This is a genomic window from Pseudomonas sp. Sample_22 (assembly GCF_004307635.1).
GTDB lineage: Bacteria > Pseudomonadota > Gammaproteobacteria > Pseudomonadales > Pseudomonadaceae > Aquipseudomonas.
In genome coordinates, this window is record NZ_RCNY01000049.1 from 59,816 (window position 1) to 82,569 (window position 22,754).

Sequence of the window (22,754 nt, forward strand, 5' to 3'; positions counted from 1 at the left end):
GAATTCGATAACGATCCGTTATCGGTTAATCCAAAAATGCCATTGGGAAAGAATCGGTTTGCGACAGTAGAGTATCGACCAGCTTCCAATCAGGGTCAGGAGACTGTCATGCCCGAACTGTCCGGACACAATTTCATCGCCGGCGGCCGCAGTGCCGCCGGGTCAGTGATGCTGCACAGCGTTGATGCGACTACCCGTCAAGCACTGCCCACCGCGTTCAAACAAGCCACCCTCGAAGAAGTCGGAGCTGCCGCCATGGCGGCCCACCAGGCCTACCCGATCTACCGCCATGTGCCGTCCGAGCGTCGTGCGCAATTTCTCGAGGCCATCGCTGCCGAACTGGATGCACTGGGTGAAGACTTCATCAACCTGGTCTGCCAGGAAACCGCTCTGCCTGCAGCGCGCATTCAGGGTGAGAGAGCCCGCACCAGCGGCCAGATGCGCCTGTTTGCCCAGGCCCTGCGTCGCGGTGATTTCCACGGCGCACGTATCGATTTGCCCATGCCTGAGCGCAAACCGTTGCCCCGTGGTGATCTGCGCCAGTGTCAACTGGGTGTCGGGCCTGTGGCGGTATTCGGTGCCAGCAACTTTCCGCTGGCATTCTCCACCGCCGGCGGTGACACCGCTGCTGCGCTGGCGGCCGGTTGCCCGGTGGTGTTCAAGGCACACAGCGGCCACATGGCGACGGCGGAACGGGTGGCTGAAGCGATTATCCGTGCCGCTGAAACAACCGCCATGCCCGCGGGTGTGTTCAACATGATCTTCGGTGCCGGCGTCGGTGAAGCACTGGTCAAGCACCCGTTGATTCAGGCGGTCGGCTTCACCGGTTCGCTCAAAGGGGGCAGGGCGCTGTGCGACATGGCTGCCGCCCGGCCACAACCGATCCCGGTGTTCGCCGAAATGAGCAGCATCAATCCAGTCCTGGTTTTGCCCCAGGCCTTGCAGGTTCGTGGCCCACGTATTGCCGAGGAACTGGCCGCCTCGGTGGTCATGGGCGCAGGACAATTCTGCACCAACCCCGGTCTGGTCATTGGCATCCGCTCATCGGCGTTCACCGAATTTGTGCAGGCACTCGGTGCCTTGATGGCCGATCAACCCGCTCAAACCATGCTCAATGCCGGCGGCCTGCGCAGTTATGTGCAGGGTTGTGAAACCTTGCTGGCGCACCCGCAAATCACCCATCTGGCCGGGCAGGCGCAGCAGGGCAATCAGGCGCGGGCGCAACTGTTCCAGGCTGATGTCAGCCTGTTGTTGACCGGTAATGAGCTGTTGCAGGAAGAGATCTTCGGCCCGGCCACGGTGGTGGTCGAGGTCGCTGACCGAGCCGAGTTGCTGGCGGCGCTGCAGGGTTTGCGTGGGCAACTGACCGCCACGCTGTTGGGGGAAGCGGCCGAGCTGGAACAGGCCACGGATCTGGTGGCGGTGCTGGAACAGAAGGTGGGTCGTGTGCTGGTCAACGGCTACCCCACCGGTGTGGAAGTCTGCGATGCGATGGTCCACGGCGGTCCCTGGCCGGCAACGTCCGATGCCCGTGGCACCTCGGTGGGCACCTTGGCCATCGAGCGCTTCCTGCGTCCGGTGTGCTACCAGAATTTTCCTGATGCCTTGCTCCCCGAGGCATTGAAGAACAGCAATCCATTGAGGCTGACGCGCCTGGTCAACGGAGAAGAAACCGCCCAGGCACTCTAGCCATCGCTTTACCGCCGGGTGAATTGCTCGCCCGGCGTGACCCATTCGATAAAAACAATCAGGCATGTCCACATGCCCAGGGGTTACCTCATGCAAACGATATCCGAGCATTTGCCCGCGCAGGCACAAGCCAGCGAACTCGACTTTGAAGACCGCACCTACCGCAAGGTCATCTGGCGCATCCTCCCCGTTTTGCTGCTGTGCTACATGGCGGCGTATCTGGACCGCGTCAACATCGGCTTTGCCAAGCTCGACATGCTCAACGAGCTGCAGTTCAGCAACACCATCTATGCCTTGGGCGCCAGCATGTTTTTCTGGGGGTATTTCCTGTTCGAAGTCCCGAGCAACCTGTTGCTGCATCGCTTCGGTGCGCGGTTCTGGATCGCCCGGATCATGCTGAGCTGGGCGGTGATTTCCATGGCCGTGGCCTACACTGTGCCGCTGGCGGGCTTCTTCCACATTGAATCGAGCACGATGTTCTACGTGTTGCGTTTCTTGCTGGGTATCTGTGAAGCCGGCTTCTTCCCGGGCGTGATCCTTTACCTCAACTACTGGTTTCCGACCCACCGTCAAAGCCGGGTGATGTCCGGGTTTCTGATGGCCATGCCGATCAGCCTGACCCTGGGCGGCATCTTGTCCGGTTGGCTGATGAACAGCATGCAGGGCGTGCACGGCATGTCCGGCTGGCAGTGGATGCTGATCATCGAAGGCATCCCTTCGATCATCATGGCCTTTGTGGTAATCGTCTGCCTGGCCGATAACATCGACAAGGCGAAGTGGCTGTCGGCAGCGGAAAAAACCATGCTCAAGGCCAACCTGCAAACCGACAACCAAGGCAAGGCTTCCCGCCTGAGCGAAGTATTTTTCAATCCTCGTGTATGGCTGCTGGTGCTGATCCTGCTGACCTTCAACACCGGTTTTTACGGTCTGGCGTTCTGGATGCCTTCAATCATCAAAAGCACCGGCATCACCAACAGCCTGCACATCGGCTTCCTCACGGCGATTCCCTACGCGGTGGCCGTGGTGGCGATGCTGCTCAATGCCCGGCACTCCAACCGCACCGGCGAGCGCCGCATGCACGCGGCGATTCCGGCCTTCATCGGCGGGGTGGGGCTGATCCTCAGTGCATTCTTCGCTGACAACCTGGTGCTCTCGGTGCTGTTTCTCAGCGTTTCCGCCTCGGGGATTCTCAGCCTGATGCCAATTTTCTGGACCTTGCCAGGGACCGTACTGTCGGGTGTCGCGGCGGCTGCCGGGATCGGCATGATCAACGCTTTCGGCAACCTGTCCGGCTTCACCGGTTCGATGATCACCGCCGTGGCGGAAAACCTCACCGGCAATATCAATAACGGCACCTACGTGCTGGCGGCATGCCTGTTCATCAGCGGCGGACTGATCCTGATGATCCCGGCGGCGATGCTTGGCAAGACCCCGAAAACCGCAGCTACCACCGCTAAGCTGGAGACCGCATGAACCTGCAAAACAAACGGGTACTGATCACGGCGGCCGGCCAGGGTATAGGCCTGGCCAGCGCCCTGGCCTTTGCCGAGGCGGGTGCCGAAGTGTTTGCCAGTGATATCGACACTCAAGCACTGGCGGGCATTGATGGCATCCATCCGCTGAGCCTCGACGTGACGTCGACCAGCGCGATCAGCGACGCGTGTGAGCGCATCGGTGGGCTGGACGTGTTGTTCAACTGCGCCGGCTACGTGCACAGCGGCACTATTCTGGAATGTGACGAAGCGGCCTGGGCGCGTTCGATGGACATCAATGTCAGTGCCATGTACCGCATGATCCGCGCGTTTCTGCCGGGCATGCTGGAGCGGGGCGGTGGTTCGATCGTCAACATGTCGTCGGTGGTTTCCAGCGTCAAAGGCGTGCCCAACCGGTTCGCCTATGCTGCCAGCAAGGCGGCGGTGGTCGGCCTGACCAAGGCGGTTGCGGCCGACTTCATCGGCCAGGGCATCCGCTGCAACGCAATTTGCCCCGGTACCGTGGAATCGCCGTCCCTGCGCCAACGCATTGCAGCGCAAGCCGCACAACAGGGGGTTGACGAGGCGCAGGTCTACCAGCAATTCCTCGACCGCCAGCCCATGGGCCGAATCGGTACCGCACAGGAAATCGCCCGTTTGGCCGTCTACTTGGGCAGCGATGCATCGGCCTATACCACTGGCGGTGTGCACATCATCGACGGCGGCATGAGCATTTGAATCCGCGTTTGCATTTTTGATTTGAGCAGGAGAACCCCATGAAACTGTTGCGTTATGGCGAAAAAGGCTCGGAGAAACCTGGCCTGCTGGATGCCGACGAGCAAATCCGAGATCTTTCGGGCCACGTCACCGATATCGCCGGGCAGGTCTTGAGCCCGGCCGGTCTGGCGGCACTGGCGGCGATTGATCCCACCCGTTTGCCGATCGTAGCGGGCCATCCTCGCATCGGTCCCTGCGTCGGACAGGTCGGCAAGTTCATCTGTATCGGTTTGAACTACGCCGACCATGCCGCCGAGTCAGGAATGGAAGTGCCGAAGGAGCCGATCATCTTCAGTAAATGGACCAGCGCCATTTGCGGCCCGAACGACAACATCGAAATCCCGCGCGGGTCGCGCAAGACGGATTGGGAAGTAGAACTCGGGGTGGTCATCGGCAAAGGCGGGCGCAACATCGATGAAGCCAATGCCATGGACCACGTCGCCGGCTATTGCGTTATCAATGATGTGTCAGAGCGCGAGTGGCAACTCGAACGCGGTGGCACCTGGGACAAGGGCAAGGGCTTTGACACCTTCGGCCCCCTCGGCCCATGGCTGGTGACCCGTGATGAAGTGCCCGACCCGCATGCGCTGGACCTGTGGCTGGATGTCGACGGGCACCGCTACCAGCAGGGCAACACGCGCACGCTGATCTTCAATGTGCCGCAGCTGATCGCCTACCTCAGCCGTTGCATGAGCCTGCAACCGGGCGATGTGATTTCCACCGGCACACCGCCTGGTGTCGGGCTCGGTATCAAACCCGATCCGGTGTTCCTGCGCCCGGGGCAAACCATTCGTTTGGGGATCACCGGATTGGGCGAGCAGCATCAAACGACAGTGCAAGCGGATTGATGACGCCACCTTTGCCCCGGCAATATCCGGGGCAATGGCTCACCGACATGGCGGATGGGATAAAGAAAAACTTGGGTTAAACTGCCTGCGCAAAAGGCGCCGCTGCGTTGAATCGCGGCGGTGCCCCTTTACCTCGCAAGCAAGAGAGCCCCATGGCCAACCAAGACATCACTTTCACCCCCGATCCCGACGCAGACTCCATTTCCTCCGACGTTGCCGGTTTCGGCGGCATGCTGGTCTCCACGCAGATTCCCACCCGCGCCGACGGGAGCCTGGAGCTGGGTGACATTACCCTGCAAAGCGAATGCACCCTGCAAGCGCTCAAGGTTGCGCTGGAGCGTGCCGGCAGTTCCATGGACCGCGTGTTGCACCTGACCATTTACCTCACCGACATGGCCGACCGCGCCGCGTTCAACGAGGTGTACAAGCGCTTCTTCGCCAAGCCATGGCCGGTTCGCGCCGCCGTAGGCGTTGCTTCACTGGCAGTCGAAGGCATGCGTGTGGAAGTCACGGCAATGGCGGCCAAGACCTGATCCCGGCAGGACACACACAAACCTGATCGAACATTTGCATCCTGTGGCGAGGGAGCTTGCTCCCGCTGGACTGCGCAGCAGTCCTTGTTTCAGAGGCGCTTTACGCCCCAGCGGGAGCAAGCTCCCTCGCCACAGCTACAGCGCTTCCACAGGGTTTGAGGCATTCCAGGCCTGCCCGAGGCAGCCACCGGGCAGCCTACGGGTGCCGGTCAGGCGTTTCACCGGTACAATGCGCGCCTCGACCGTGACAGCCTGACTAAAAAAAAATATTATGTCCCTGCCCAAACATCACCTGGAATTGCTCAGCCCCGCCCGCGACGTAGCCATCGCCCGCGAGGCAATTTTGCATGGCGCCGATGCGATCTACATCGGTGGCCCGAGCTTCGGCGCCCGCCACAATGCCTGCAATGAAGTGAGCGAGATCGCCGAACTGGTGGAATTCGCCCGTCGTTATCACGCCCGGGTGTTCACCACCATCAACACCATCCTGCACGACAACGAACTGGAGCCGGCCCGCAAGCTGATCCACCAGTTATACGATGCCGGTGTCGACGCGCTGATTGTCCAGGACCTGGGCGTGATGGAACTGGACATCCCGCCGATCGAGCTGCACGCCAGTACCCAGACCGACATCCGCACGCTGGCACGGGCGAAGTTCCTTGACCAGGCTGGCTTCTCGCAACTGGTGTTGGCCCGTGAGTTGAACCTGCAGGAAATCCGCGCCATCGCCGACGAGACTGAAGCGGCGATCGAGTTTTTCATCCACGGCGCTTTGTGCGTCGCGTTCTCCGGGCAGTGCAACATTTCCCACGCGCAGACTGGCCGCAGTGCCAACCGTGGCGACTGTTCCCAGGCCTGCCGTTTGCCGTACACCCTCAAGGATGAGAAGGGTGGCGTGATCGCTTACGAAAAACACTTGTTGTCGATGAAGGACAACAACCAGAGCGCCAACATCCGCGCCCTGGTCGAGGCAGGCGTGCGATCGTTCAAGATCGAAGGCCGCTACAAGGACATGGGTTATGTGAAGAACATCACCGCCTATTACCGCCAGCGCCTCGACGCCGTGCTCGAAGAGCGTCCGGACCTGGCCCGCGCCTCCAGCGGCCGCACCGCGCACTTCTTCCTGCCCGACCCGGAAAAAACCTTCCACCGTGGCAGCACTGATTACTTCGTCACTGACCGCAAGATCGACATCGGTGCCTTTGACTCGCCGACGTTCACCGGTTTGCCAGTCGGCGTTGTCGAGAAAGTTGCCAAGCGCGACATGCTGGTCGTGACGCACGAGCCACTGTCCAACGGCGATGGCCTCAATGTGCTGGTCAAGCGTGAAGTGGTGGGTTTTCGCGCGAACATCGCCGAGCCCAAAGGCGAGTTCGAAGAGGACGGCGAGAAGCGCTATCGCTATCGCGTCGAGCCCAACGAGATGCCGGAGGGCATGTACAAGCTGCGTCCCAACCACCCGCTCAATCGCAACCTCGATCACAACTGGCAACAGGCGCTGCAAAAGACCTCTGCCGAGCGTCGTGTGGCCTTGCGCTGGGTCGCTCGTCTGCGTGAAGAACAGCTTGAATTGACGGCCACCAGTGAAGAGGGCGTCAGCGCCAGCGTCACCTTGAATGGCCCGTTCGGTGCCGCCAACAAGCCGGAACAGGCGCTGGAGCAATTGCAGGATCTGCTCGGCCAGCTGGGGACCACTCAGTATCACGCCATCGACATCAAGCTCGACGCCCCACAGGCATACTTCGTCCCGAATTCGCAGCTCAAGGCCTTGCGCCGCGAGGTGATTGAAGCCTTGACCGATGCACGGATCGCCGCCCACCCGCGTGGCAGCCGTAAAGCCGAAACCACACCGCCACCGGTGTACCCGGAGTCGCACCTGTCGTTCCTGGCCAACGTCTACAACCAGAAGGCCCGCGATTTTTATCACCGCCATGGGGTCAAGCTGATCGACGCGGCGTACGAGGCGCATGAGGAAACCGGCGAGGTGCCGGTGATGATCACCAAGCACTGCCTGCGGTTCTCCTTCAACCTGTGCCCCAAGCAGGCGAAGGGCGTGACTGGTGTGCGCACCAAGGTCGCGCCGATGCAACTGATCCACGGCGATGAAGTGCTGACCCTGAAGTTCGACTGCAAGCCGTGTGAAATGCACATCATCGGCAAGATGAAAGGCCACATCCTTGGCTTGCCACAGCCGGGCAGCGTTCAACCGGTTGTCGGCCACATCAGCCCCGAAGACCTGCTCAAGACCATTCCCCGCGCTCCGCACTGAGTAGCAGCTGAAAAGATCGCAGCCTGCGGCAGCGCCTACAGGAATCCACTGTAGGAACTGCCGCAGGTTGCAATCTGTTGATCGGGTCGTCGCGCTTTGCTTGTTCTCGACTGGCGGGCTTCGCGAGCTGTGCTAGCGTCTTGAGGTCAACCCTCATTTGCGAGCCTCTGCCATGGACGAGACCATCGTTAATGTAACCACCGAGAAGTTCAACGCACTGATCGCCGTGGTGCAGGCGTACGGCGTCGCCTTTGCGGTCAAGATGCTGACCGCCATCGCCTTCTGGATCGTCGGGCGCTGGCTGATCGGTTTTGCGGTCGGCATGGTGCAGAAGGCCCTCGGCAAGCAGAAGGTCGACCCCACCGTGCTGCGATATGTCGGGTCGGCCATCACCGTGACGCTGAACATCATCCTGGTGATTGCCATCCTCGGTTACCTCGGCATGCAGACCACCACGTTCGCCGCGCTGCTCGCTGCGGTCGGCCTGGCCATCGGCATGGCCTGGTCGGGGTTGCTGGCCAATCTGGCGGCGGGTGCATTCATTATTGTCTTGCGGCCGTTCAAGGTCGGCGATTTCATTTGCGCTGGCGGGGTCACCGGTACGGTCACCGAGATCGGTCTGTTCGCCACTGCAATCAACACCCCGGACAACGTGCTGACCCTGGTGGGCAACAACAAAATCTTCAGCGACAACATCCAGAACTTCACCCACAACCCGTTCCGCCGCGTCGATCTCCAGGCGCAGCTGTCGGGCGCGAGCGACTGGAAAGCGGCGGCGGCTTTGCTCAAGGAAAAAATCGCGGCGATTCCCAATGTGCTCGCGACCCCTGCGGTCGATGTGGAAATCATCGAGTTCAATCTGGTAGGGCCGGTGTTGGCGGTGCGTCCTTACTGCCATAACGAACACTACTGGCAGGTCTATTTCGACACCAATCGCGTGATCAAGGATGCCCTCGGCGAAGCCGGTTTCCCGGCGCCGATGCCGGCGCAAACCGTGATCTTCCAGCAAGGCGCCGCACTGCCTGGCGCACCGGCGAAGGAGTGATCGCAGCAAGCGCCGGTGATCATTGAGCCGCTTGGCTTGCAGCGGTTTCTGCAAGCCTGGCGATAACCTTGATTTCGAACGCGAATCCATAGAGCCAGGTGACGCCGACGGCGGTCAACGTCGGATGCGGTGCCTGGCCCCAGAACTCTGGCACTACCTTCCAGATCCTCTCGAATGTCGATTGGGGATCGACCATGAAGACGGTGACGTCCACTACATCGTCGAAGGTGCAACCGGCCGCATTCAAAATCCCGTTCAGGTTGTTGAACGCTTGCCGCACTTGCTCCTCCAGGTCTGCCTTGGGCGAGCCATCCTCGTTACTGCCCACTTGCCCTGACACAAACAAAAAACCGTTGGAACGGATCGCCGGCGAGTAGCGATTGCGCTCGTAAAGTGCCTGGCGTGCGGGTGGGAAAACGACATCACGTTGGGTCATGACAACCTCCTTCGATTAACGATGGGGAGACTCTAAGGCCAGGCACTTGCCCGATAAACGCGCAACTGCAACTATCACTGTTTGCGAATCCCAAACAATCGAATAGCAATTCGGGGCAGGTATGGACCGTTTCGATGCAATGCAGGCGTTCGCCCGGGTAGTGGAATCGGGCAGCTTCACCAAAGCCGCCGAGACGCTGCACTTGAGCAAGACCAGCGTCACGCAACTGGTGCAACAGTTGGAGGCGCGCTTGCGGGTCAAATTGCTCAACCGTACGACACGCAAGGTCAACGTCACCGCCGATGGTGCCGTCTATTACGAGCGCGTAGTGCGACTGCTGGCCGATCTGGACGATGCCGAAACCAGCCTGTCGAGTGCCTCGACGGTGCCCAGGGGCAGGCTTCGGGTGGATGTGCCCAGCCCATTGGCCAGTCTGATCCTGGTCCCGGCATTGCCGGAATTTCATGCCCGTTATCCGGATATCCAGGTCGACATGGGCGTCAGTGATCGCATCGTCGATCTGATTGATGAGAACGTCGATTGCGTTGTGCGCGGAGGCGAGTTGACCGATCAATCGCTGATGGCCCGAAGGGTGGGAGACCTGCAATTGGGGGTGTTCGCTTCGCCGGGATATCTGGCGCGTGTCGGCAGGCCATCGCATCCAAAGGATCTGGAAGATTCCGAGCATCGCATCGTCGGTTTCCTGTGGGCGCGAACCGGCAAGGCTTTGCCCTATGCCATGCGCAATCAAAGTGAAAGCCTGGAGATCAAGGGGCGCTACGTGTTGGCGGTCGACGATGGCAACGCTTACATGGCAGCGGGCCTGGCCGGCATGGGCATCCTCTGGTTGCCCGATTACATGTCCAGGCCCTGGCTGGCGAGTGGCCAATTGGTTGCGCTGTTCGAGGATTGGCAGCTCGATCCGATGCCGCTCTACGTGGCGTTCCCCCCGAACCGGCATATCAGCCGCAAGGTACGCGTATTCATCGATTGGGTCGCTGAGCTGATGGCGCAGCACGCGCCGATTGCGGACCGACGTTCTGCGGCGCAATCCGTGACCTGAACGGAAAAAGATCCGCACCAGCGATCGCGGGCTCTGCGGATCAAAGCGCAATGTAGCCGAAGTACATGAAAGCCATGCCCGCCGCGAGGGCGAACGCGCCCAACGCTTTCGTCGTCGATCGGTTGGTGCGCAGCGCGCCGCTGGAGCGTGGCAAGTGCATGCCTGAATCCAGGGGACGCTCAAAGAGGCCTTCCAGGGTGGCCCGGTAGGTGTAGCGCAAGCCCAGCAGGATAAACAGGGCGATCAGGCCAAGGGATGATGCATTCAGGAAAACCGGGTCAATCCGCGGCTTGGGCAGCTCGTCTTCGCAGGCGGCACTGTCGATTTCGGCGATGCTTATTCTTCCATTGTTGATTGAAGCCAGCGCAGAACCCTTGAGGTACGACGCTTGTTGCTCCAGGTCCAGCGCCTGATACTGCCACAGCGTTGCCGAACCTTCCCGGCAATAGGTAAAACCGCTCGGGTTGGCAGCGACGATGATACAGGCGTCGTGGATACCACTTTTTTTCAGGGTTTCAGTGGCTGAGCGGGTGAAATCCAGTTCGAGGACAGGAATGACGCCATTGGCAAAAGCCCCGGCCGAGACAAACAAGTTCCCCAAAAGGCAGATGGTAGAAATGTTCAAGGTTGAGTGTCCTTGTTTTTATCGGCTTCTGCAGGAGTCGGCGAGGTTTTGACCCTCACAGATGGAGTCTAGATCGCGAATGACGATGTGATGGCAGAACGTGTGAAAGACAATGCTTCCGTTTATCGAGCGACCGGTGACATGGCACCGCCTTCGATCCTGTGCCTTACTCGAAAACCATACCGGGGAGGGCTGGGGATGCGACACAGAGGCGCAAAGTTCTGGTTATGGCTCAACAATCGGTTACCGGTCAAAATTTATGAAGATGCGCTGAACGACGGTCGGCAGATCGAAGTGCATTCACGCATTACGCAAGAAGGAATGACGCAGGTCTTCATCGGCATCTACGACAATCGTGGTGGCGTGATGTTTGAAGACTTTCAGGATCGCGGTTTCCGCGAACCGCTGGCTTCAGCATTGAAGTGGGGGGCGTCCTGGGCTCGGGAAGTTATTCTGGACATGCAACCTTTCACGGCGCCCCATCGGCCGCAGTTGACGTTGAGCACGGTGATCGCCGACGAATCGATCCTGGCATTGCGGCGGATGGAACTGACTGAAAGTCAGCGACGCAAAATCAGATTCGATGATGCTCGGGCTGAGTATCAAGCCGCTCAGGCGGCCATGCTCGAGTTGATGCGCTCGACCAACACGGTTGACCCAAAAGTATGGGCTGAGCATCAGAATCGATTGCGAGAGGCGATTGACCGCAGGATCTGGGTGCAACGCAGCTACCTGTGCTGAATTTGATCACCCACTGCATTTCGTCGAGGTATTGCGTCTGACGCGGGAGCTGCCGAAGGCTGGATCTTTGAATCTTGCTTTCAAAAACAAAATCAAAAGATCGCAGCCTCGATTCGCTCGACAGCTCCGACAGGCCATGCGTTCGCGGCATCAACCACGTTTGGGCAGTGTCCAGTTCGGCCGGATGAAATGGCAGGTGTAACCTTCAGGAAGCCGTTCCAGATAATCCTGGTGTTCGGGTTCTGCCTCCCAGAAGGGGCCAGCGGGCTCGATTTCGGTGACCACCTTGCCGGGCCAGAGCCCCGAAGCGTCAACGTCGGCTACGGTGTCCAACGCGACGCGTTTCTGCTCTTCGCTGAGGTAGTAAATCGCCGAGCGATAGCTGGTGCCCAGATCGTTGCCCTGGCGGTTTTTGGTGCTCGGATCGTGGATCTGGAAGAAAAACTCGAGGATCTGACGATAGCTGATCTGCGTCGGGTCGAAGACGATTTCGATCGCTTCGGCGTGGGTGCCATGGTTGCGGTAAGTCGCATTGGGCACATCGCCGCCCGAGTAGCCGACCCGCGTGGTGATCACGCCCGGTTGGCGTCGCAGCAGATCCTGCATGCCCCAGAAGCAGCCGCCGGCAAGAATGGCGGTTTCGGTGTTCGTCGTCATGGTATGCACCTCCCATCAGATAACGGCCTTGTGGGGGAGGCCGTCAGACCCTCATTGCATCTTGCTGTGATCCATCTTGCTGTGATCCATGTTGCCGTGGTCCATCGTGCCAAGCGCACGAGCCGGGGCATCGACCTTGATCGTTTCTTTCTCGCCCTTGGCGTTTTCCACGGTCAGGGTCAGGGGAACGCTGTCGCCCTCCTTGATCTGCGCCGTCAGGTTCATGAGCATGATGTGATAGCCATGGGGGTCAAAGCTCACGGCCTTGCCGGCGGGCAGGGCAACCGAGTCGACCTGCTGCATGCTCATCACATCGTCCTTCATGCTGGACTGGTGAATCTGCACCAGCTTCGCCACCGGCGACTGCACGCTCAACAATTTGCTGTCGGTGTCTGCCTTGAGGGTCATGAAGGCGCCGCTCGAAGGCTGACCGGCCACCGTTGCCCGGACCCAGGCGTCGTTGACCTCGGTTTGCGCTGACACCTGCCACGCCATGCCGAGCAGGGAAAGGCCCAGGGCCAGTTGTTTGATGCGTGGCGCGCAGAACGAAATCATCAGCAAACCTCCATGACGGTGAGCAGGTCTTCTGCGCACTCTTGAGCGGTAAGGGACGCGGACAGTCCAAGGCGCAGGTTGCCCCGGGAGTCGAACACGAAACTGGTGGCGGTGTGGGACAGGGTATAGGTGTCGCCGCTCGGGACCTTCTCGAAGAATACGCCGAACTCCTTGGCGGTGGCCGCGGTTTCTTCCAGCGTGCCGTACAACGCCTCGAAACTCGGGTCGAAGGCTTTGACGTATTGGTCGAGCAATTCTGGGGTATCGCGCTCCGGGTCCAGGGTGATGAAGATCACTTGCAGGCGCTCGCCATCGCGGCCCATCAGTTTTTTCGCCTGGGCGGCGCGGGCCAGGGTGGTCGGGCAAACCGCCGGGCACTGGGTGAAGCCGAAGAAGATCATCGGCATCAGGCCCTGATAGCTGCCGAGCATCCGGGTTTCGCCCTGGGTGTCCTTGAGCTTGAAGGAACGCCCCATGATCTTGTCGCTCAGGTCCTTGCCGTACTTGAACGACAGCTTGCTGCTGCCATCGCAGCCGGCGAGCAGGCCGAGGCTCAGCAGGCTCATGCCTTGCAGGACCGTGCGACGGGAATACAACGTACTCATGGAAAAAAGCATCCTGTGTAGCGACTGGATATCTACAGTGGCTGATCAATCAGACGAGAAAAAGCGCAGGGATGTTAACAAACTGTTGCCCGTTGGCGCTCAATCGATGGCCGGCCGGTCATGCGCCAAAAGGTCGCGGGCCCGTCAAATACAAGAGAATACAAAGCGCTCGGCTGTCGACACATTGCAGATACAAACATCAGGTTTGATAGGGTCGTCCAATACCTCAAAGAGAGCATCGCCATGTTTCGTAAACTGCAGCAAGCCGCGCGTTTCCTGAGCCAGAGCGGACGTTTGATGGTGGGCATGCCCGGCTACGACAATTACGTCGCGCAAATGGCGATCAACCAGCCGGGCGAGCCGGTGATGAGCTATGAGGCGTTTTTCCGCGAGCGTCAGGAAGCGCGGTTTGGCCGTGGGAAATGTAATACGCGGTGTTGCTGAGACAAAGATCCCGTCCACAAGGTCATCCAGAGCCCCTGTAGGAGCTGAGCTTGCTCGCGATTGCGGTATGTCTGTGACATCAAGGCTGACTGATGCACCGCTATCGCGAGCAAGCTCGGCTCCTACAGGGATTTGCGCACTTTTAAAGCGCGATGTCCGGCAACTTGCACCAGTGCGAAGCGGTTTCCTGAACCATTCCCCCCTGTAACATCAACCGCTGACAATCCTGCTCACTTCGCCAGAAGCGTTGCGGACACGGCTCTGCAGGTCTGTTTCCAGTTTCTGTACGCGCTTGGCACAAACACTGCATCCACCCCATCAGCGCCATCTGGAAAAGATGGACCGCCCACTCGGTCAACGACGATCGATCAACCGCACAGGTCGTGGGCAATATCGGTGGATCAGGCATGGCCGTCTGGTTTCAACACCGCAAAAGAACAGGCAAAGACGCCTGGAACCGCAAGGTTTCAGGCGTTTTTTTTTGCTTTTTTTCACCGTGATGGGCTTTGGGCAGGTGTCGTTTATGAATTCCAATGTGGCCACTTTGAACAAGCAGCAAACGCTGATCGTCATCGGCAATGGCATGGTCGGACATCACTGTGTCGAGCAGTTGATCGAGCGCGGTGCCCTTGAACATTATCGCTTGCACGTATTCAGCGAAGAGCCGATGCGCGCCTACGACCGTGTGCATCTGTCCGAATACTTTTCCGGTCGCGATGCCGAGTCGCTGGCACTGAGTGACGCGGCGTTGTACCAGACGCCAGGCGTGACCCTGCACCTGGGAGTGCCGGTGCTGGAAATCGACCGTGCCCGTCGACAGGTGATCACCGCCCAAGGCTCTGTTGCCTACGACAAACTGGTCCTGGCCACCGGTTCCTATCCGTTCGTACCGCCGATCGAAGGCGCCGAAGGCGATTCGCGGCTGGTCTACCGCACCCTTGAAGACCTTGATGCCATTCGCGCTGCTGCAGCCAACGCCAGGCGCGGTGTAGTGGTCGGCGGTGGTTTGCTCGGCCTGGAAGCGGCCAATGCCCTGAAAAGCCTGGGGCTGGAAGCACACGTCGTGGAGTTCGCACCGCGCCTGATGCCGGTGCAACTGGACGATTTGGGTGGGCTGGCGCTCAAGGCGCAGATCGAACGATTGGGCGTCGGTGTTCACCTGTCCCGCGCCACGCAATCGATCAGTGCTGGCGAGCAGTTCCGCTATCGGATGAATTTTGCCAATGACGAATTCCTTGAAACCGACCTGATCGTGTTTTCCGCTGGTATTCGGGCGCAAGATGCCCTGGCTCGCCAATGCGCGCTGGAGATCGGCCCGCGCGGCGGCGTAGTGATCGACGACACGTGCCTGAGCTGCGATCCGAACATTTACGCCATCGGCGAATGCGCATCGTGGAACGGCAGCCTGTTCGGTCTGGTCGCTCCTGGCTACCAGATGGCTCGCAGTGTCGCGGCGCGGTTGTGCGACGACGTCGCCGAACCGTTCCAGGGCGCCGACATGTCGACCAAGCTCAAACTGCTGGGCGTCGATGTCGGCTCCATCGGTGACGCCCATGCCAATACCCCGGGCGCCCGTAGTTACCAGTTCATCGACGAAACCACCGCCAGCTATCGGCGCCTGGTGGTCGATGCCAGCGGCAAACGGGTACTCGGCGCAGTGTTGATCGGCGACAACAGCTATTACGACACGCTGCTGCAATACATGCAAAACGCGATTGTCTTGCCGTCGGAGCCGGCCGCGCTGATCCTGCCGTCGTCCGAAGGTGCGCCGACCCTCGGCCCGGGTGCCTTGCCGCAAGCTGCCACCATCTGTTCCTGCCACAACGTGACCAAGGGCGCCATCTGCTCGGCCATCGACGGCGGCTGCACCGACCTCGGCCTGCTCAAGTCGCAGACCAAGGCCTGCACTGGTTGCGGTGGTTGCGCCGGGTTGCTCAAGCAAGTCTTCGAACATGAGCTGATTGCCCGTGGGGTGAGCGTCGACAAGAGTCTGTGTGAGCACTTCGCCTACACCCGTCAGGAGTTGTATGCACTCGTGCGGGTAGAAGGGGTGATCACCTTCGAAGAACTGTTGGCCAAGCATGGCCGTGGCCACACCGGTTGCGACGTGTGTAAACCGGCGGTGGGCTCGATCCTGGCGTCGTGCTGGAACCAGCCGATCATGGATCCGTCGCTGGTGCCGTTGCAGGACACCAACGATACGTTCATGGCCAACATGCAGAAAAACGGCACCTACTCAGTGGTACCGCGCATTCCCGGGGGCGAGATCACGGCCGACAAACTGATTGCCATCGGCGTGGTGGCGAAGAAATACGACCTCTACACCAAGATCACCGGCGGCCAGCGCATCGACCTGTTCGGCGCGCAGTTGCATGAATTGCCGGACATCTGGGCGGAGCTGATCGAAGCCGGTTTCGAAACCGGCCACGCCTACGGCAAATCGACCCGCACAGTGAAGTCCTGCGTCGGCAGCACCTGGTGTCGCTATGGCGTGCAAGACAGCGTGCAAATGGCGCTGACCATCGAAGACCGCTACAAAGGCCTGCGTTCGCCGCACAAGCTCAAGTTCGCGGTGTCCGGTTGCACCCGTGAATGCGCAGAGGCCCAAAGCAAGGACGTGGGGGTGATCGCTACCGAGAAAGGCTGGAACCTCTACATCGCCGGCAACGGCGGCATGCGTCCACGGCACGCCGAACTGTTCGCCACCGATCTGGATGACGCGACGCTGATCCGTTACATCGATCGCTTCCTGATGTTCTACATCCGCACCGCCGACAAATTGCAGCGTACGTCGGTCTGGCGCGAAAGCCTGGAAGGCGGCCTGGATTACCTCAAGGACGTGATCATCCACGACAGCCTTGGCCTGGGCGCCGAACTCGAGTCGCAGATGCAATTGGTGGTCAATCGCTATGAATGCGAGTGGGCCAACGCCCTCAAGGACCCGGAAAAACTCAAGCGCTTCCGCACCTTCGTCAACGACAAACGCCCGGACCCGGACATTCACTTTGTCCAGGAGCGCGGCCAACGCCGGCCGATCATGGCCGCCGAACTCAACCTGATCCCTGTCACCGAGGAGACTGTCTGATGAGCCTGTCCAATACTCAGCGCGCTGCACGTGTAGAGAATATCGATGCCTGGCAATCGGTGTGCAGCCAGCAGGATCTGGTGAGCGATTCCGGTGTCGTGGTGTGGCTCGACGGTGCGCAAGTGGCGCTGTTTTACCTGCCGGGCGCGGAGGGCAAAAAACTCTACGCCATCGACAACCATGACCCGCAATCCGGGGCCAACGTGATTGGCCGCGGCCTGGTCGGCAGTATCAAGGGGGATCTGGTGGTGGCGTCGCCGATCTACAAACAGCATTTTCGCCTGGAAGACGGCAGCTGCCTGGAGTATCCACAACAGCGTTTGCGGGTCTGGCCGGTGCGGTTGAAGGAAGGGCGGGTGGAAGTCGGGCTGGCCTGACGTTGTACGCGATTCGCATCAGGAGACGCACATGAAGACAGCCGCACAGTTGCTCAAGCTCAAAGTCGTGGAAAACCAGCAGGTGCACAGCATCGCACCGGATGCCATGGTGCTCGAGGCCGTGAAGAAAATGGCCGAGAAGAACGTGGGCGCGTTGCCGGTGATCGAAAAGGGCGAAGTCGTTGGTGTGATCAGCGAGCGTGACTACGCGCGCAAGGTGGTGCTGCTGGGGCGTTCATCAGTCGGCACCCCGGTCAGGGCCATCATGAGTTCTCCGGTGGTTACCGCTGATAGCCAACAAAGCATCGAGCATTGCATGGCGGTCATGACTGACAGCCATTTGCGGCATCTACCGGTTGTTGAGAATGGCGAGCTGATCGGTTTGCTGTCGATCGGCGATCTGGTCAAGCAAGCCATTGTCGAGCAGGCCGACCTGATTCGTCAGTTTGAACATTACATCCGCGGGCACTGAGACACGTTTTTCATTAGCCACACAAAAGGGGAGGGATCGGAGGGTAGCCGCCGATTCGTCCCCTTTTTTTGCGGGATTATCCAAGCATCAGAATTTGAACGCCTGCCGTCCTACCAACAGCCATTTCCCGTGCTGTTTTTGCCAGATCTGGAAGTTCTCGATTTCAGTCGGGACCACCTCGGTGCCCTTGAGGGCCTGGGCCGAGAAGTGGTGGCGAACCAATGCAACATCGCCGGACAAGGTGATGGTCTGATTCTGCATCTCAAGGGTCTTGAAGGCACTTTTGCCGGTTTCGATGTCGGCGATGAAAGCTTTCTTGTCCTGGATCTTGCCGCTGGAATGACCATAAGTCAGGTTCTCGGCGGTCAATGCCTGCAGTTCGGCGATGTCCTTGTGCAACATGGCCTGGGTCAGGTGATCGACGGCTTGTGCTACTTCCTTGTCCGCGGCAGCAGGAGCGGCTGCAACGTAGCCGCTGAACAGGCAGAAAAATCCGATCAGCAATGTGGTTTTTTTCATGAAGGTTTCCTTGTTGTTGTTTAGGGTGACTGAGCTTGAAAATAGATTTGTCAGTCATCGTACAACCTAGCATGCGCTTGCGGAAAAAAGCGAACTTGCGCCGCAGGTTTTTCTCGAAGTTAAACGTTCGTCACGGTTTTTTATTTCAAGTGTCGGATTTCGAGGAATCAATGCCATGCAGCCCAAAGAACATCCGCGATACGAACTGACGTTGCTGGTGACACTGCTGGTCATCGTCGCGGTTTCCGGTTTTGCCCCGCGCAGCCGGATCGATTGGGCGTTGGAAAATCTGTTGGTGTTGTTGTTGGTGGGTACATTGCTGGCGGTTTATCGGCGGTTTCGTTTGTCTGCGACGTCCATCACCCTGGTATTCGTATTCCTGTGTATTCACGAGTTGGGTTCGCACTACACCTATTCCATGGTGCCTTACGACCGATGGTGTTCCGCCCTTACCGGGTTCAGTTTCGATAAAACCTTTGGCTGGCACCGCAACCATTTCGATCGACTGGTGCATCTGAGTTACGGCCTGTTGATGGTCTTTCCCATTCGTGAAGTGCTGGCGCGGCTGACGCCATTGCGTGGGTTCTGGCTGTTTTTTGTCACCGTGAACATCATGCTTTCCACCTCGGCGGTTTATGAACTGGTGGAGTGGGTGGGCGGCGCTTACCTCGGCGACGACACTGCCAAAGCCTTCGTTGGTGCACAAAACGATCCGTGGGATTCGCAAAAGGACATGGCGCTCGCCATTCTTGGGGCCTTCATCAGCCTGTCGCTGGTTTCGCTACGCAGCAGCCTGTTCCAACCCGCGTTGCCTACCGCGTGTCGCAAAAACTGCAATCAGTGAAGTCAGCCCTTCAATTCCCTTTTGGTGCAGTCGATAACCTCTTCAGCAATGCAAATTGTGCTGGCGCAAGCCACCCGATAAACGTACGAAGAGGAACCACAGAGTGTCCATTAAACTGCGTTTACTGTTGCTGATCGGCACAGGCGTGATCACTGCCTTGATCATGGGGCTGGTCAGTTACCTGGGCAATGGCCAAATGGCGCAAGCGGTGAAGGACAACGACGTCGGCATGACTGCACTGCGTAACCACCTTGAAGCCGACATGATGCACGACGCCTTGCGCGCCGATGTGCTGTCGGCGATGTTGGTGGGATTGGGCAAAAGCACCAGCAGCCAGGCCGAGGTACAGAGTTCCATCGAGGAGCACTCCACGCGTTTTCGCGAAGTATTGGGCGAAAATTTCAAGCTGCCGGTCAACGACACCTTGAAAACCGCGTTGAACCAAATCAAGCCGAGCCTGGACACCTACATCGGCACCGCCGAACGCATCGTCGCGCTGGCGCTGGAGAATCCGCAAGCCGCGCAAGCGCAACTGGGCACGTTCAACCAGGCTTTCGGCCAACTGGAAGACCAGATGGCGGCGCTCAGCGAGTTGATCGAGAGCAACACGCAACAGACCAGCCAAGGCACAGCGCAAGCCATCAGCAACGCTAACTTCGCACTTGCCTGCGTTCTGGTTGCCAGCCTGTTGCTGCTGTTGGCGCAGGGCCGCTGGGTGATTCTCAGCATCATGGCGCCTTTGCAGACGGCCATCCGCATTGCCGAGCGCATCGCCCACGGCAACCTCAGCGAAACCATCGTCGAGCCGACCCGCAAGGACGAAGCCAGCACGCTGATTCGCAGCCTCGCCACCATGCAGCGCGATTTACGCGGCATGATCGAAGTGGTGCGCAGCAATGCCCATGGTGTCAGCGGCATGAGCGAGCAATTGAGCAGCGGTTGCCACGAAGTCGCCGGCAGCAGCCAGCAGCAAAGCGCCGCCGCCAGTACCATGGCCGCGGCGGCCAGTGAAATGACGGCAAGCATCGAAGAAATCACCCGGCACGCCGAGCGCGCGCTGGATATGGCCAATCAGGCTGAAGCCTTGGCCAAGGATGGTGGGCGGGTGATCCATCAGGTGGTCAACGACATGGACGGCATCGCCCGCTCGGCGCAGCAGTCAGCGCAGGTGATTCGCACGCTGGACAAGGAATCCGAAGGGATTTTCAGCATTATCCAGGTCATCAAGGGCATCGCCGATCAAACCAACCTGCTGGCACTCAACGCCGCCATCGAGGCTGCCCGTGCCGGCGAACAGGGCCGTGGTTTCGCGGTAGTCGCCGACGAAGTGCGCAGCCTGGCCGGGCGTACCAGCGCCTCGACCCAGGAAATCGCCGCCATGGTCTCGCGCATCCAGCAAAGCACCCGCGAAGCGGTGATCAGCATGGAGGAGGGCGTGGCCCAGGTCGACAAAGGCATGGCCGTGACTGCCGACGTCGAACGCGCCATCCGCGAGATCCTCGAAGCTACGCTCAACACCACGCAACTGGTCAACGATATCAGCCGCACCATCGGCGAGCAGAGCCTGGCCAGCAACGAAATCGCCCATCAGGTCGAGATGATCGCCGGCATGTCCGAAGGCAACAGCAAAGTAATCGGGCAAACGGCTACGACGACGGACGAGTTATCGAACCTGGCCGGGCAATTGTCGCAGTCGGTGGATCGGTTTCGGCTTTGACATTCAAATCATCCGTTGCCTGATAAGTCCTCATCGCGAGCAAACTCGCTCCCATACCGGATTTAGGGCGATCACAAGTTTTGTGTTCGCTGAAGATTATCCGTAGACGCGTGCTTGCTCGCGGATACGCTCCCCTGCCTCCCAATCTATTGGTGTGCCAATGCGGGGAGATTCGGTGTGCCCTAAAAATGACATGCAATGTTTTTTGCAAGTTAAAAAAACATTGCAAAGCGATCATCATGCTGTGAATATGTCTCTGCGAATTTAAAAAAACAAAATCGCATGCGGCACTGATCGAGATCAGGCCATTACAAAAACGACATAAACACAGGCTTGAAGCCGGCACTGCCCCTGGCCGGACTTTGCAGCGAAGGAGAACCTCTCCCGTGAATCGCTTATTGAACAGATCTCTTTGCGTCACCCTGCAAGCGCTCGGCGTCATCGCGCTCGGTGCCGCCATTGCGCAGGCTCACGCTGAAAGCACATTGCGTGTTGGCTTGAACGCCGACATCCGTAGCACCGAGCCTGGCGTCAACCGCGACGAGAACACCGATACCGTCATGCTGCATATTGTCGAAGGCCTGGTAGCCCATCGCGAGGACGCCACTGTCGGCCCGCTGTTGGCCAAGGAAGTTCAGGTTTCCGAGGATGGTTTGACCTATACCTTCAAGCTGCGCGAGGGGGTGCGCTTTCACAACGGCGCAATAATGAGCGCCGCCGACGTCAAGTGGACCTGGTCGCATTACCTCAACCCTCAGACGCAGTGGCGGTGCCTGGCGGAATTCGATGGTCGCGGTGGGGCGAAGATCACCGGTATCACCACGCCGGATCCACTTACCGTAGTGTTCCAGCTCGATCAGCCCAGCGGTTTGTTCCTGGCGTCCATGGCCCGTCCGGATTGTGGCGGTGGGGGCATTCTGCATCCGGATTCGGTCGCGGCGGACGGACGCTGGAAGGCACCGATCGGCACCGGCCCGTTCACGCTGGCCGACTGGAAGCCCGGCCAGTCCGTAGAGCTGGCGCGCTTCAAGGATTACAGCGCCCGTGACGATGCCGGACCGGATGGATTTACTGGCAAGAAGCAGGCCTTGGTCGACACCGTGCGTTTCATGATCATTCCCGATGCGGCTTCGGCCAAAGCGGCGTTGCTGTCAAACAACATCGACCTGCTGCCAGACGTTACCGCCAGCGACGCTCAGGAGCTTAAGGCATTGCCGGGAATTGAGGTGTCGGTCAGCCCGATCATGGCGATCTGCGGCCTGTTGTTCCAGACCAACGATCCACTGCTCAAGGATGTGCGCATCCGCCAGGCCATTGCCCATTCGCTGGATTACGGCCAGATGGTCACCGCGCTGTCCAACGGTTTGTCCGAGCCGAACAACTCGGCAATCCCGCAAACCAGCGCGTTCTACGATGCCACCGCCAAGCAGGGCTACAAGTACGACCCGCAAGAGGCGCAACGCTTGCTGAAAGAGGCGGGGTACCGCGGCCAGCCGATCAAGATGATCGTCAACAAGCGCTACCAACAGATGTTCGACATGGGCGTGCTGAGTCAAGCCATGGCCCAGGCCAGCGGACTGAACATCGAGATGGAAACCCTGGAGTGGGGGACGCAACTGGAGCGCTACCAAAGCGGCAACTACCAGATGATGTCGTTCTCCTACTCATCACGGCTGGACCCTGCGCTGGGCTTCGATTCGTTGATGGGCGACAAAACCAAGGAACCGCGCAAAGTCTGGGATAACCCGCAAGCCCAAACGTTGCTGCGAGATGCGGTGCGCCAGAGTGACACCGGCAAACGCCAAGCGTTGTTCGACCAGTTGCACCGGATGATGATCCAGGACACGCCAATGGTGATCATCTACAACGGCACCATTATCGGTGGTCTGCGTGACAGCGTACGTGGTTACCACTCCTGGCCTGTGGCCAAGCCGCGACTGTGGGGCGTCAGCCTCGCGGCCCAGTAACGCGGAGGCTGATC

At 59.4% G+C, this 22,754-nt stretch carries 22 protein-coding genes; 16 read left to right on the forward strand and 6 right to left on the reverse strand.

All coding sequences use genetic code 11. The features are described from left to right. Positions 1-108 precede the first annotated feature (108 nt). The 7 genes from D8U73_RS12810 to D8U73_RS12845 all read left to right on the forward strand — a co-directional run bounded on the left by D8U73_RS12810 (position 109) and on the right by D8U73_RS12845 (position 8,633). Complete coding sequence (locus D8U73_RS12810) at positions 109-1,689, forward strand: aldehyde dehydrogenase (NADP(+)) (protein ID WP_130904664.1); 1,581 nt, start codon at positions 109-111, stop codon at positions 1,687-1,689. 90 nt (positions 1,690-1,779) lie between these two features. Beyond that, complete coding sequence (locus tag D8U73_RS12815; protein ID WP_130904665.1) at positions 1,780-3,162, forward strand: MFS transporter; 1,383 nt, start codon at positions 1,780-1,782, stop codon at positions 3,160-3,162. After that, the gene (locus D8U73_RS12820; protein WP_130904666.1) at positions 3,159-3,899 is read left to right on the forward strand and encodes an SDR family oxidoreductase; all 741 of its coding nucleotides are present in this window, start codon (positions 3,159-3,161) and stop codon (positions 3,897-3,899) included. Before D8U73_RS12815 ends, D8U73_RS12820 begins: the two co-directional genes overlap by 4 nt. Positions 3,900-3,937: 38 nt before the next feature. Further along, complete coding sequence (locus tag D8U73_RS12825; RefSeq protein WP_130904667.1) at positions 3,938-4,786, forward strand: ureidoglycolate lyase; 849 nt, start codon at positions 3,938-3,940, stop codon at positions 4,784-4,786. 152 nt (positions 4,787-4,938) lie between these two features. Next, entirely contained in the window at positions 4,939-5,319 is a 381-nt protein-coding gene (locus D8U73_RS12830) for a RidA family protein (protein ID WP_130904668.1), read from the forward strand. Positions 5,320-5,590: 271 nt separating this feature from the next. Beyond that, positions 5,591-7,588, forward strand: a complete 1,998-nt coding sequence (locus D8U73_RS12840; protein WP_056853352.1) for a U32 family peptidase — start codon at positions 5,591-5,593, stop codon at positions 7,586-7,588. A gap of 172 nt (positions 7,589-7,760) precedes the next feature. Then, positions 7,761-8,633, forward strand: a complete 873-nt coding sequence (locus D8U73_RS12845) for a mechanosensitive ion channel family protein (protein ID WP_130904670.1) — start codon at positions 7,761-7,763, stop codon at positions 8,631-8,633. 19 nt (positions 8,634-8,652) lie between these two features. Here D8U73_RS12845 and D8U73_RS12850 read toward each other — a convergent pair whose 3' ends face one another. Further along, positions 8,653-9,069 (reverse strand): RidA family protein, encoded by a 417-nt coding sequence (locus tag D8U73_RS12850; protein ID WP_130904671.1) that lies wholly within the window; start codon positions 9,067-9,069, stop codon positions 8,653-8,655. A 121-nt stretch (positions 9,070-9,190) separates the two neighbouring features. Between D8U73_RS12850 and D8U73_RS12855 the strand changes: the two genes are divergently transcribed. Then, a complete protein-coding gene (locus D8U73_RS12855) occupies positions 9,191-10,132 on the forward strand; it encodes a LysR family transcriptional regulator (protein ID WP_130904672.1) in 942 nt (313 codons plus the stop codon). 40 nt (positions 10,133-10,172) lie between these two features. Here the strand turns inward: D8U73_RS12855 and D8U73_RS29175 are convergent, their stop codons facing one another. Then, positions 10,173-10,757 (reverse strand): hypothetical protein, encoded by a 585-nt coding sequence (locus D8U73_RS29175; protein WP_177435057.1) that lies wholly within the window; start codon positions 10,755-10,757, stop codon positions 10,173-10,175. A gap of 198 nt (positions 10,758-10,955) precedes the next feature. On the opposite strand from D8U73_RS29175, the gene D8U73_RS12865 reads away from it, so the two are divergent. Then, the gene (locus tag D8U73_RS12865) at positions 10,956-11,498 is read left to right on the forward strand and encodes a hypothetical protein (RefSeq protein ID WP_130904728.1); all 543 of its coding nucleotides are present in this window, start codon (positions 10,956-10,958) and stop codon (positions 11,496-11,498) included. 150 nt (positions 11,499-11,648) lie between these two features. Here the strand turns inward: D8U73_RS12865 and msrA are convergent, their stop codons facing one another. The 3 genes from msrA to D8U73_RS12880 are packed head-to-tail and all read right to left on the reverse strand — an operon-like array spanning position 11,649 to position 13,315. Further along, positions 11,649-12,155 carry a peptide-methionine (S)-S-oxide reductase MsrA gene (msrA, locus tag D8U73_RS12870; RefSeq protein WP_130904673.1) on the reverse strand — a complete coding sequence of 169 codons (507 nt, stop codon included), beginning with the start codon at positions 12,153-12,155 and terminating at the stop codon, positions 11,649-11,651. A 51-nt stretch (positions 12,156-12,206) separates the two neighbouring features. Beyond that, the gene (locus D8U73_RS12875) at positions 12,207-12,710 is read right to left on the reverse strand and encodes a copper chaperone PCu(A)C (protein ID WP_130904674.1); all 504 of its coding nucleotides are present in this window, start codon (positions 12,708-12,710) and stop codon (positions 12,207-12,209) included. Continuing rightward, on the reverse strand, positions 12,710-13,315 hold the full coding sequence (locus D8U73_RS12880; RefSeq protein WP_130904675.1) for an SCO family protein: 606 nt from the start codon (positions 13,313-13,315) through the stop codon (positions 12,710-12,712). The genes D8U73_RS12875 and D8U73_RS12880 overlap by 1 nt, the downstream gene beginning before the upstream one ends. 243 nt (positions 13,316-13,558) lie before the next feature. Here D8U73_RS12880 and D8U73_RS12885 point away from each other — a divergent pair, with 243 nt between their 5' ends. The 4 genes from D8U73_RS12885 (at position 13,559) to D8U73_RS12900 (ending at position 17,693) form a co-directional block, all read left to right on the forward strand. Further along, entirely contained in the window at positions 13,559-13,759 is a 201-nt protein-coding gene (locus tag D8U73_RS12885; RefSeq protein WP_130904676.1) for a CstA-like transporter-associated (seleno)protein, read from the forward strand. Positions 13,760-14,282: 523 nt separating this feature from the next. Further along, positions 14,283-16,844: a nitrite reductase large subunit NirB gene (gene nirB / locus D8U73_RS12890; RefSeq protein ID WP_130904677.1), complete on the forward strand. Its 2,562-nt coding sequence runs from the start codon at positions 14,283-14,285 to the stop codon at positions 16,842-16,844. Beyond that, a complete protein-coding gene (gene nirD / locus D8U73_RS12895) occupies positions 16,844-17,221 on the forward strand; it encodes a nitrite reductase small subunit NirD (protein ID WP_056853363.1) in 378 nt (125 codons plus the stop codon). The genes nirB and nirD overlap by 1 nt, the downstream gene beginning before the upstream one ends. 31 nt (positions 17,222-17,252) lie before the next feature. After that, positions 17,253-17,693: a CBS domain-containing protein gene (locus tag D8U73_RS12900; RefSeq protein ID WP_056853364.1), complete on the forward strand. Its 441-nt coding sequence runs from the start codon at positions 17,253-17,255 to the stop codon at positions 17,691-17,693. Between the two features lie 87 nt (positions 17,694-17,780). Here D8U73_RS12900 and D8U73_RS12905 read toward each other — a convergent pair whose 3' ends face one another. Beyond that, positions 17,781-18,212: a nuclear transport factor 2 family protein gene (locus D8U73_RS12905; protein WP_056853365.1), complete on the reverse strand. Its 432-nt coding sequence runs from the start codon at positions 18,210-18,212 to the stop codon at positions 17,781-17,783. A gap of 175 nt (positions 18,213-18,387) precedes the next feature. Here D8U73_RS12905 and D8U73_RS12910 point away from each other — a divergent pair, with 175 nt between their 5' ends. From D8U73_RS12910 to D8U73_RS12920, 3 genes are all read left to right on the forward strand, one after another. Next, a complete protein-coding gene (locus tag D8U73_RS12910; protein WP_130904678.1) occupies positions 18,388-19,056 on the forward strand; it encodes a DUF2238 domain-containing protein in 669 nt (222 codons plus the stop codon). Positions 19,057-19,159: 103 nt separating this feature from the next. Beyond that, entirely contained in the window at positions 19,160-20,773 is a 1,614-nt protein-coding gene (locus D8U73_RS12915; protein ID WP_130904679.1) for a methyl-accepting chemotaxis protein, read from the forward strand. A gap of 422 nt (positions 20,774-21,195) precedes the next feature. Then, positions 21,196-22,740 (forward strand): ABC transporter substrate-binding protein, encoded by a 1,545-nt coding sequence (locus tag D8U73_RS12920; protein ID WP_241667847.1) that lies wholly within the window; start codon positions 21,196-21,198, stop codon positions 22,738-22,740. Positions 22,741-22,754: the final 14 nt, after the last annotated feature.

Excerpts from the sequence above, each read along its gene's own strand:
- D8U73_RS12820 (WP_130904666.1), top strand. The coding sequence starts at position 3,159 with ATGAACCTGCAAAACAAACGGGTACTGATCACGGCGGCCGGCCAGGGT.
- nirB (WP_130904677.1), top strand. The coding sequence starts at position 14,283 with ATGAATTCCAATGTGGCCACTTTGAACAAGCAGCAAACGCTGATCGTC.
- D8U73_RS12845 (WP_130904670.1), top strand. The coding sequence starts at position 7,761 with ATGGACGAGACCATCGTTAATGTAACCACCGAGAAGTTCAACGCACTG.
- D8U73_RS12905 (WP_056853365.1), bottom strand. The coding sequence starts at position 18,212 with ATGAAAAAAACCACATTGCTGATCGGATTTTTCTGCCTGTTCAGCGGC.
- D8U73_RS12880 (WP_130904675.1), bottom strand. The coding sequence starts at position 13,315 with ATGAGTACGTTGTATTCCCGTCGCACGGTCCTGCAAGGCATGAGCCTG.
- D8U73_RS12830 (WP_130904668.1), top strand. The coding sequence starts at position 4,939 with ATGGCCAACCAAGACATCACTTTCACCCCCGATCCCGACGCAGACTCC.
- D8U73_RS12885 (WP_130904676.1), top strand. The coding sequence starts at position 13,559 with ATGTTTCGTAAACTGCAGCAAGCCGCGCGTTTCCTGAGCCAGAGCGGA.
- D8U73_RS12840 (WP_056853352.1), top strand. The coding sequence starts at position 5,591 with ATGTCCCTGCCCAAACATCACCTGGAATTGCTCAGCCCCGCCCGCGAC.
- D8U73_RS12865 (WP_130904728.1), top strand. The coding sequence starts at position 10,956 with ATGCGACACAGAGGCGCAAAGTTCTGGTTATGGCTCAACAATCGGTTA.
- D8U73_RS12855 (WP_130904672.1), top strand. The coding sequence starts at position 9,191 with ATGGACCGTTTCGATGCAATGCAGGCGTTCGCCCGGGTAGTGGAATCG.
- D8U73_RS12850 (WP_130904671.1), bottom strand. The coding sequence starts at position 9,069 with ATGACCCAACGTGATGTCGTTTTCCCACCCGCACGCCAGGCACTTTAC.
- D8U73_RS12900 (WP_056853364.1), top strand. The coding sequence starts at position 17,253 with ATGAAGACAGCCGCACAGTTGCTCAAGCTCAAAGTCGTGGAAAACCAG.
- nirD (WP_056853363.1), top strand. The coding sequence starts at position 16,844 with ATGAGCCTGTCCAATACTCAGCGCGCTGCACGTGTAGAGAATATCGAT.
- D8U73_RS12875 (WP_130904674.1), bottom strand. The coding sequence starts at position 12,710 with ATGATTTCGTTCTGCGCGCCACGCATCAAACAACTGGCCCTGGGCCTT.
- D8U73_RS12815 (WP_130904665.1), top strand. The coding sequence starts at position 1,780 with ATGCAAACGATATCCGAGCATTTGCCCGCGCAGGCACAAGCCAGCGAA.
- msrA (WP_130904673.1), bottom strand. The coding sequence starts at position 12,155 with ATGACGACGAACACCGAAACCGCCATTCTTGCCGGCGGCTGCTTCTGG.
- D8U73_RS12910 (WP_130904678.1), top strand. The coding sequence starts at position 18,388 with ATGCAGCCCAAAGAACATCCGCGATACGAACTGACGTTGCTGGTGACA.
- D8U73_RS12810 (WP_130904664.1), top strand. The coding sequence starts at position 109 with ATGCCCGAACTGTCCGGACACAATTTCATCGCCGGCGGCCGCAGTGCC.
- D8U73_RS12825 (WP_130904667.1), top strand. The coding sequence starts at position 3,938 with ATGAAACTGTTGCGTTATGGCGAAAAAGGCTCGGAGAAACCTGGCCTG.